The organism is Pseudalkalibacillus sp. NRS-1564 (assembly GCF_050467905.1).
GTDB lineage: Bacteria > Bacillota > Bacilli > Bacillales > Guptibacillaceae > Guptibacillus > Guptibacillus hwajinpoensis_B.
On sequence record NZ_JBITPM010000045.1, the window covers coordinates 1 to 7,622 of the forward strand.

At 40.3% G+C, this 7,622-nt stretch carries 11 protein-coding genes; 4 read left to right on the plus strand and 7 right to left on the minus strand.

The genetic code is table 11. From position 1 onward, the window contains the following. Positions 1-160: 160 nt before the first annotated feature. The 4 genes from moaD to ACIFPW_RS20470 are packed head-to-tail and all read right to left on the minus strand — an operon-like array spanning position 161 to position 2,611. A complete protein-coding gene (moaD, locus tag ACIFPW_RS20455) occupies positions 161-394 on the minus strand; it encodes a molybdopterin converting factor subunit 1 (RefSeq protein WP_226612591.1) in 234 nt (77 codons plus the stop codon). Positions 395-411: 17 nt separating this feature from the next. Continuing rightward, complete coding sequence (locus ACIFPW_RS20460; RefSeq protein WP_430246926.1) at positions 412-852, minus strand: molybdenum cofactor biosynthesis protein MoaE; 441 nt, start codon at positions 850-852, stop codon at positions 412-414. A gap of 38 nt (positions 853-890) precedes the next feature. Next, the gene (mobB, locus tag ACIFPW_RS20465; RefSeq protein WP_430246928.1) at positions 891-1,355 is read right to left on the minus strand and encodes a molybdopterin-guanine dinucleotide biosynthesis protein B; all 465 of its coding nucleotides are present in this window, start codon (positions 1,353-1,355) and stop codon (positions 891-893) included. Beyond that, on the minus strand, positions 1,355-2,611 hold the full coding sequence (locus tag ACIFPW_RS20470) for a molybdopterin molybdotransferase MoeA (protein WP_430246930.1): 1,257 nt from the start codon (positions 2,609-2,611) through the stop codon (positions 1,355-1,357). The genes mobB and ACIFPW_RS20470 overlap by 1 nt, the downstream gene beginning before the upstream one ends. Positions 2,612-2,747: 136 nt before the next feature. Here ACIFPW_RS20470 and ACIFPW_RS20475 point away from each other — a divergent pair, with 136 nt between their 5' ends. Beyond that, on the plus strand, positions 2,748-4,421 hold the full coding sequence (locus ACIFPW_RS20475) for a LysM peptidoglycan-binding domain-containing protein (protein WP_430246932.1): 1,674 nt from the start codon (positions 2,748-2,750) through the stop codon (positions 4,419-4,421). 88 nt (positions 4,422-4,509) lie between these two features. Here the strand turns inward: ACIFPW_RS20475 and ACIFPW_RS20480 are convergent, their stop codons facing one another. The 3 genes from ACIFPW_RS20480 to ACIFPW_RS20490 all read right to left on the minus strand — a co-directional run bounded on the left by ACIFPW_RS20480 (position 4,510) and on the right by ACIFPW_RS20490 (position 6,126). Next, positions 4,510-4,830, minus strand: coding sequence for a metal-sulfur cluster assembly factor (locus ACIFPW_RS20480; protein ID WP_194221171.1), 321 nt, complete (start codon positions 4,828-4,830; stop codon positions 4,510-4,512). Positions 4,831-4,911: 81 nt separating this feature from the next. Continuing rightward, positions 4,912-5,679 (minus strand): prolyl oligopeptidase family serine peptidase, encoded by a 768-nt coding sequence (locus tag ACIFPW_RS20485; RefSeq protein ID WP_430246934.1) that lies wholly within the window; start codon positions 5,677-5,679, stop codon positions 4,912-4,914. A 129-nt stretch (positions 5,680-5,808) separates the two neighbouring features. Next, positions 5,809-6,126 carry a hypothetical protein gene (locus ACIFPW_RS20490; protein ID WP_194221169.1) on the minus strand — a complete coding sequence of 106 codons (318 nt, stop codon included), beginning with the start codon at positions 6,124-6,126 and terminating at the stop codon, positions 5,809-5,811. 182 nt (positions 6,127-6,308) lie between these two features. Between ACIFPW_RS20490 and ACIFPW_RS20495 the strand changes: the two genes are divergently transcribed. The 3 genes from ACIFPW_RS20495 (at position 6,309) to ACIFPW_RS20505 (ending at position 7,602) form a co-directional block, all read left to right on the plus strand. Next, positions 6,309-7,148 carry a Cof-type HAD-IIB family hydrolase gene (locus ACIFPW_RS20495; RefSeq protein WP_430246937.1) on the plus strand — a complete coding sequence of 280 codons (840 nt, stop codon included), beginning with the start codon at positions 6,309-6,311 and terminating at the stop codon, positions 7,146-7,148. A gap of 92 nt (positions 7,149-7,240) precedes the next feature. After that, positions 7,241-7,384 carry a hypothetical protein gene (locus tag ACIFPW_RS20500; protein WP_194221167.1) on the plus strand — a complete coding sequence of 48 codons (144 nt, stop codon included), beginning with the start codon at positions 7,241-7,243 and terminating at the stop codon, positions 7,382-7,384. Positions 7,385-7,386: 2 nt separating this feature from the next. Then, positions 7,387-7,602 carry a DUF3813 domain-containing protein gene (locus ACIFPW_RS20505; RefSeq protein WP_194221166.1) on the plus strand — a complete coding sequence of 72 codons (216 nt, stop codon included), beginning with the start codon at positions 7,387-7,389 and terminating at the stop codon, positions 7,600-7,602. The last annotated feature ends 20 nt before the right edge of the window (positions 7,603-7,622 follow it).

The following is a 7,622-nucleotide window of genomic DNA, read 5'->3' on the forward strand; positions in this document are numbered from 1 at the left end:
GCGGAGACGAGCGTTTAGAAACGGAGATATTGGAGCTCTTGAACTAGAACACGCTTTTTGTGTTCATCTAAAAGCCCAAAACATCACCTTCCCAGCTGTCACATCCCCTCTCACCAATAAAATCTCAAAATAAAAAAACACCCAGTCGGGTGTTCTTCACTCACCCTCCACTAACCGGAGGAATAAACGCAACAACGTCCTGATCGTTTACAACCTGATCTTCTGCCGCGTATTCTTCATTAATCGCCGTCATCGTATGATCAAGAGAAAGATCTGGATAATCGTTCATCAGAATTTGTTTCAGCTCAGAAACAACAAGCTGTGATTCCGATCGTTCTAGCTTTTCCTTCCCGATTTGCTCCTGCTGTTTGGCAAAGAAAAGAACAGTAATCATTTCTTTTCCTCCTTTGGTCATTTATTTTTGTATGAGGTCTTTTCAAGCTGATCACCAATCCACTCTTCCCCGTCGGTCCAGTACTCTTTTTTCCAAATTGGCACGATTTCCTTTATACGCTCAATCGCATAGCGACTGGCTTCATAACTTTCAGCGCGATGTGGGGAAGCGACAGCAATCACAACGGCAATGTCACTAATTGCTAATTTACCGATTCGATGCACAATAGAAGTTTGGACTGTTGGCCACTTCTCACGAATTTCTACACCGATTCGTTTCAACTGTTTTTCTGCCATAGAAGGATAAGCTTCATACTGTAGCGAGACCGTTTGCTTCTCACCAGTAAATTCTCTTACTGTTCCAATAAACGTGTTGATCGCCCCAGCCTCAGGACGGATTACACTACTAATCACCTTATTTACATCTATTTCTTCAGAAGTAATCAAGTAATATTCCATTTTCAATCTCTCCTTAAACCCTTCAATACATCATTTATTCAACGATCCATTTCATCATATTGATAGCTATTCTTCACAACCACATCGAGCTGCTCTTTTACAATTGTTCCAATAATATGGCTTTTTTCTAAAAGATCAAGATCTTCAGCATCTCTTATAATAGCAACCTTAGGATAGCTTTCCTCTTTATAGCCTTCTATAAGAATAAGGTCAACATCAAACATTTCATATAATCGTATTAACTGATTAAGATCCCACTCATTTTCTTGCGTTACTTGAACGGATACCATTCCGCCACCGCTAACTCCGGTCACTGTAGCACCAGCCTCGCGATGACGCCCCGTGTCTTTATTCTGATCACAGACGTCAGGAGCACCATGTCCGTGATGCTTAATAACGCCAACCTTCTTACCAGCTGAGGTAGCCATTTCTATAAATTTCTCCGCAAAAAGCGTTTTTCCGCTATTTTGATAACCGATTACTTGTAAGATTGGTATTCTCATTAGGACTCAGATCCTTCCTCTCGTAAAAGAAGGAGATCAACGATATCACCCGCTTTAAATCCTCGCGTTCCACCGGGTAGTACCGTGAAAGCATCGGCTTCAGCAAGTGACGTCACGCTTCCGGATTTATCAAGACCCGTTGGCTTCACATATATACGCCCTTCCCTTTCCTCTGTCTTACTTCGTACAAACCTGGTAAACGGATTCGGTTTAGGAAAATCAGTTAGTAACGTTCCTTTACTTCTCATACGATAAGGGAATTCCGAGAAAAGGGCACGCTTGATGATTGGTCTTGCGAATAATTCAAATCCTACAAAACAAGCGGAAGGATTACCTGAAAGACCGAACAAGAGTTTACCATTCCATTCTGCTACAGTCGTTACACTTCCTGGTCTCATGCCTACTTTATTAAATAAGACGGTTGCCCCTAATTTTTCATAAATAGCAGGAAGATAATCATAATCCCCTACAGAAACGCCTCCTGTTGTAATGAGAAAATCGACTTTACTTAACGCTTCTTTTACAGAAGTAAAACACGTCTCAAAGTCATCATCGAGCTTTCCAAAATAAAGCGGTACGCCTCCAGCGGCTTTAATTTGACCTTCAATCATTGGGGAGTTGCTATTACGAATTTTTCCTGGTTGAAGAGCTTCTTCAGGGTTCAATAGCTCTGTACCAGTAGCGTATATCCCAACTTGTGGTTTACGAGCAACGGGCACATTCGCATAGCCAAATGTGGCAAGAAGCGCTTTCACTCCAGGTGTAATCCGTGAACCTTTCTCAATCAATACTGTACCTGCTTTTGTATCTTCTCCTTGTAAGGAAAGGTTGTCGCCTTTCGCTACTTTTCGTTTCAACTGGATAAATGACTGACCATCCTCCTCCACTTCTTGAACAAGCTCAAGCATGATCACAGCATTCGTTCCTTCTGGTATTGCTGCTCCTGTCATAATCCGGATCGCTTCATTTCTTTCTGGAACTTTTGATGCAACCGTTCCCGCTCCTATTTCTTCAATTACTTTTAATTGAATTGGGTTGTCTCTTCCTGCTTCGTATGTATCTTCTGCTCTTATAGCGAACCCATCATATGGGGAACGATCAAACGGTGGAACATCATGATCGGCTTTCAAAGCAACACCGAGATGACGTCCGTCGCTTTCTTCTAGCGGAACCGTTTCGATTTCCCCTTCATAAGAGAGGTTCATCACTTTTTGAACAGCTTCTTCTACAGTGATTGGCTTCCTTCTCTCTACCATCATCTCATCTCCATCTGTTATGATTTTCCTCTTCATTGTAACAAAGATCAAGACTCTAGAAGTAAAATTCGAATGAATATACACTGCACTGAATAGATTGTTAGTGATGCATCTTATATGGAAAGGAGTGATGATCATGCCTCAAAATCAATATCGGGTAAAGCCAGGCGATACACTGCTTAGAATTGCGGATTCTCATAACCAATCTGTCAATGAACTCAAACAAATCAATCAGCTGAACTCAAATATTATCTATGTAGGTCAAATGCTACGGATTCCTTCTGCAACTGATTATCCATCTTACACAGTCCAACCCGGAGATACATTGTTAAGCATATCCGATCGCTTTCAAATTCCTGTTGAAGAAGTAAAAGAATTAAATCAATTGCCATCTAACCTCATCTACGTTGGTCAGCACCTTGATATTCCGGCAAACCGCTCAATGCGAATCAACTATACAGTAAAAGCTGGAGATAGCCTTTATCAAATTGCAGTGAACAACAATACAACACCGAAGAGTATCAAAGTATTAAACGACTTAACGACAGATGACCTTTCCATTGGCCAAACGCTTAAAATTCCAGTATATACAGAAGTTGTCGTAAAGGCAGATCGGGCGAATGTCAGAACTGGTCCTGGTAAAGGGTATAACATCATTGCTCAGATGAGAACGGGGGCTAAGCTCGCTGTCGAAGGCATTCAAGGTAACTGGTACAAAGTGCAGCTATATGATGGCACGAACGGATGGATCTCCGATAGTCTCGTTACCTTTAATGCATATGGTGATAAGTTGCCAGTATCAAGAATTATCGGATACTATACGCTTGAAGAAGGTCCATCCCTTCCTTCTTCGTATAAGTCGTTCGTGTCAAACCGTTCTGCCCTATCTCAACTTGCTTTATTTCTGTTTCGAATTAGCGAGTCAAATCCAACAACGATTGAGAAGTTTGGGAAGTTTAGCGATAGAGAGATCGAGAAACTCGTTCAACTGGCTCATGATCAAAACATCAAAATTATGCCGGTTGTTCATAATCTGCTATACAAAAAAGGCGATACCGAACCGAGTAAAAAGGTTGTTCAAACACTCGTTTCAAGTGAAGAAAATCGTCGCGCATTTGCTTTAAACTTAGTTAAATTAATTGAGAAGTATAATTTTGATGGAGTTGACATCGACATAGAGGATGTTTATATCGAAGATGCGGATAAACTGACGCTTCTCTATCAGACGATCGGGGAAGAGCTTCATAAGAAAGGATATTTCTTTTCAGCAAGCGTTCCATCGAGAGCATCAGATGAATTAGTGAATCCATTTTCAGACCCATTTAACTATGCTGAAATTGGTAAAGCTGTTGATCAATTTATTGTGATGCTCTATAACGAATTTGGCTGGCCTGGCAGTCCAGCTGGTCCTGCAGTAACTGCCGGGTGGATGAAAAAAGTAATGACTTATGCTAAAACGAGAATCCCCCCTGAGAAATTAGTATCCGCTATCTCTGTATTTGGGTTTGATTTCAATCTTGATACGGATAAAAGCACTTATGTCACGTATGACATGGCAATGAAATTGAAAAAGAAACACAATGCAGAAGTTCAATTTGACGAAGAGCGTCAAACGCCATTTTTCAGATATAAAGATGAAGAAGGAAATCAGCACGAAGTTTGGTTTGAAAATGAACAAAGCATTGAAGCAAAAATCCGCTTAGCTAATGAACTTGGTGTCCAGGGCGTAGCGCTATGGAGATTGGGTATGGAAGACCCTGCAATTTGGAATATGATTAATGACAAGATCATTGTGGAACGAACGGAATAGAAAACGTCATTCTCTCATCCTCGCTTACTTTAGCGATTACTCATACCAAAAAAAAGGAAGAGGAGCCCCTCTTCCTTTCCTACTTTCATTATCTAATGCCTAACGCAATTTTTGCATAGCGTGACATGTTATCTTTTGACCATGGTGGGTTCCAAACGATGTTAACATCCGCATCGTTCACTTCTTCCACGTCAGATAGCGCGCGCTTTACATCGTTAACAATTGTACCAGCTAATGGGCAACCCATTGCTGTTAATGTCATAACGACTTGTGCAACACCTTCATCATTTAGATCGGCTTCGTATACGAGGCCAAGATTCACGATGTCTATCCCAAGCTCAGGGTCAATAACATTCTCAAGAGCTTCAAATAATTTATCTCTCATTTCTTGATCTGTTTGTTCAGACATAGCATTCTCTCCTTTCATACATGTACTTCCAACCTTCATTATAACAAATTGAGGTTTAACTTAAACCGAAAAGCCTTAATTCTATAAATGAGTTTTAAACCAATCCACTAAAGCAAGGACAGCTTCACGTGAAACTTTATGGCCAGAAGTCTCATCTTTAATAAACTTCAGGCGGTCATCTGCTCCTTCATAGAGCGGTTTAATCTGGTTATAGAAATCGTAGGTAAGGGTATAAGGAACAACTTTATCGACTGTACTATGCCACATCATTAGTGGACGACCATCAAGTTTATCTTCTTGAAGAGAAAGATCATAGGACTGCAATCCTTCAATTTGTGTTATCATCTCTTCTTCAGAGATAGGGAGACTAAACCCTTCTTCCTTTAAATAACGTATTTGTGCATTCGCTAATTTGAAATAAGAAGGTGAGCCCATTAAAGAGACGGCGGCTTTAATCCACGGATACTGTGTAAGGGCACCAAATGTAAGGATTCCGCCCATGGATGTACCAGACATACCGATTCGGTCTTCTTGAACGAGGTTCCGATCCACAAAATGCTGCCTTAGTTGATCAAGTTCGGTTAAGCTTTGTATCACAATTTCCCAAAACACATATTGCCTCTTTTTCCCTGATAGGTCGTCTTCACGTTCACCATGATGCACAGCATCAGGCAGAAGAACGCGATATCCTTCGCCTGCTAGAAGATAAGCGATGTGAAGATTATGTTCTTTTGCACTAGTAAATCCATGTTGGAAGATAACTAATGGCAACTTATCTTCAGCAAGGTTAGCGTCCACTATGTGTAAGACAGGTGTATTCTCTATGTATTCATTAACAATTGTTATCATCATCTTGCTCCTTTCCTTTAGCAACCATTATTCTCCTCTATCGTACCACTCATATAGTTGATTGAGAAATTTAAGAAGAGCCTAGGAAACATAAAAAACATGCAAGCAGTCGCTTGCATGTTCTGTTTGTTAATTTTTAATTTGCTCTTCGTGACTTTTTTCTACTGATTTCATATTTTCAAGCTTATTGTAGTATTGAGTTGGAAACTGTGATCCCTCATACACCATCTTGCTATCTCCACTATCATCTGACTGATCCGGTGTTGTTGGATTACCCGCCTTCTCAATTGGTAAGGTATCGTTAAACTTCTTAGTCACTTGCTTCCGAATATCGTTAGCTTTTGATTTTAATTTCGTTCTCTTCTCTTCATCCTTAAGTAAATAGGATGAAATGCCGATTGTCCCTGCCGCAATACTTGATATTAGCAATGTCTGTTTCTTAGTCATAATCGACTGCCACCTCCAATGGAATGATAGTTAAAGTGTACCCTTCTTAACAATTCCTCAAACGGCTATCATATCCTTTTAACATTCTTGTCAAAATTTTAATATTCCTAAATAGACACATATATGGTTGCCATGTACAATTAGTATGTAAACACCAAATGACACTTTTCAAAGGAGCTTCTATGACAACTAAACCGCATCTAATCGCAATTGATCTTGATGGCACGTTGTTAAACAGCGAAAAGAATATTTCTGAACGCACTAAATCCGTTATTGCCGAAGCTAGAAGACAGGGACACCATGTTGCCATCGCAACAGGGAGGCCTTATCGAGCAAGCGTGCGCTATTACAATGAATTGGCACTTGATTCTCCAATTGTTAATTTCAATGGAGCTTTTGTTCATCACCCTCTTGATCGCTCTTTCGGGACGTATCATTCACCAATGGAATTAAATACGGCTAGATCGATCGTCTCTTCTTGTAGTGAAATTAACGTAAAAAACATCATGGCCGAAGTGTTGGATGATGTTTATTTGCATCAGCATGATGAGCTGATTATGCAAAATATGATTATGAACGAATCCTCTATCTATACAGGTGAGATTCACAAAAACCTTAAAGATGATCCTACATCTCTTCTCATTCATCCACATGAACAGCAGCTCGCTGATCTTCGCTCAATGTTAAAAGAGCATCACGCAGAGATGATCGAGCATCGCGTTTGGGCTGCTCCTTTAAACATTATTGAGATTGTTCGAGCAGGATTAAACAAATCAGTAGGGCTTAAACGGTTAGCCGAGCATTTCAATGTCCCTCAAGAAAGAATTATTGCCTTCGGGGATGAAGATAACGATCTTGAAATGATCGAATATGCTGGAACTGGCGTGGCGATGGGCAATGCGATTACTGATTTAAAAAATATATCTAACGAAATCACGATGACTAATGAAGAAGATGGTGTTGCTTCCTTCCTTGAAGAAAGGCTAAACATTATCCTACCTGATAAAAGACAGCTATCCTAAGCTGTCTTTTTTTTGTTTAATGAAATCAGGATGAAGATCGAATAATTACTGATCGATGAACTCATCCTATAAAAGAAAGGGAGGGATTAATCATGGCAAAGAATAGTAAAACAAAGAGAATGGTAAAAGAAGGTGCGGATCGAGTTGTCCAAAACATGGACCAACACGACCTGACAAGCTTAAGCAATGAACAACGTAAGAAACAACAACAAGAAAATTTGTCAGGTGGTGAATAACGATGGGTAATCGTCATTTTCAGCTTGCTCGAGAAGCCGTTGCAAAAGCGGAGCAAATGGCTGCAGGTCATCCAGAGTTGCAAAACCAAATCGATGTGGCCCAAAATAATCTTTCTGCAGCTTTTCACCAATCTACAAGCGCAGAAAAAGAACAGCTCACATCTTACCAGGCAGTTATACAAGAACTTAGCCATGAATCATCCAATAAACCCTTTTAGTTTCCACGAAGAAGAAACCC

Excerpts from the sequence above, each read along its gene's own strand:
- moaD (WP_226612591.1), bottom strand. The coding sequence starts at position 394 with ATGATTACTGTTCTTTTCTTTGCCAAACAGCAGGAGCAAATCGGGAAG.
- ACIFPW_RS20460 (WP_430246926.1), bottom strand. The coding sequence starts at position 852 with ATGGAATATTACTTGATTACTTCTGAAGAAATAGATGTAAATAAGGTG.
- mobB (WP_430246928.1), bottom strand. The coding sequence starts at position 1,355 with ATGAGAATACCAATCTTACAAGTAATCGGTTATCAAAATAGCGGAAAA.
- ACIFPW_RS20470 (WP_430246930.1), bottom strand. The coding sequence starts at position 2,611 with ATGGTAGAGAGAAGGAAGCCAATCACTGTAGAAGAAGCTGTTCAAAAA.
- ACIFPW_RS20475 (WP_430246932.1), top strand. The coding sequence starts at position 2,748 with ATGCCTCAAAATCAATATCGGGTAAAGCCAGGCGATACACTGCTTAGA.
- ACIFPW_RS20480 (WP_194221171.1), bottom strand. The coding sequence starts at position 4,830 with ATGTCTGAACAAACAGATCAAGAAATGAGAGATAAATTATTTGAAGCT.
- ACIFPW_RS20485 (WP_430246934.1), bottom strand. The coding sequence starts at position 5,679 with ATGATAACAATTGTTAATGAATACATAGAGAATACACCTGTCTTACAC.
- ACIFPW_RS20490 (WP_194221169.1), bottom strand. The coding sequence starts at position 6,126 with ATGACTAAGAAACAGACATTGCTAATATCAAGTATTGCGGCAGGGACA.
- ACIFPW_RS20495 (WP_430246937.1), top strand. The coding sequence starts at position 6,309 with ATGACAACTAAACCGCATCTAATCGCAATTGATCTTGATGGCACGTTG.
- ACIFPW_RS20500 (WP_194221167.1), top strand. The coding sequence starts at position 7,241 with ATGGCAAAGAATAGTAAAACAAAGAGAATGGTAAAAGAAGGTGCGGAT.
- ACIFPW_RS20505 (WP_194221166.1), top strand. The coding sequence starts at position 7,387 with ATGGGTAATCGTCATTTTCAGCTTGCTCGAGAAGCCGTTGCAAAAGCG.